The sequence below is a fragment of the Komagataeibacter intermedius TF2 genome (assembly GCF_000964425.1).
Lineage (GTDB): Bacteria > Pseudomonadota > Alphaproteobacteria > Acetobacterales > Acetobacteraceae > Komagataeibacter > Komagataeibacter intermedius.
In genome coordinates, this window is the sequence record NZ_BANF01000292.1 from 1 (window position 1) to 210 (window position 210).

Annotated in this window: 1 pseudogene; it reads right to left on the minus strand. The window is 53.8% G+C overall.

From position 1 onward, the window contains the following. Nucleotides 1-210: pseudogene (locus tag B7449_RS17150) on the minus strand (hypothetical protein); the annotation flags it as partial.

A 210-nucleotide genomic window follows, 5' to 3' on the forward strand; every position in this document is an offset into this window, starting at 1 on the left:
ATTATTATGTCCAAGGTAGGTAATGGGCGAATTGACGCCGTCATCCGTGGTGTTGGTGCTGACCTTGGCTGCAATCTCTGTGGCAAATGTGCTGTTCTGGTCTGTCTGGGTAGTCTGGAACGATGTCAGGTTGGATTGGACCGTTGTGATGTCCGTGGACAGCGTGGCAGACAGCGCCGTCACGTCAGCGTAATAGGCCAGTGCGCTGTA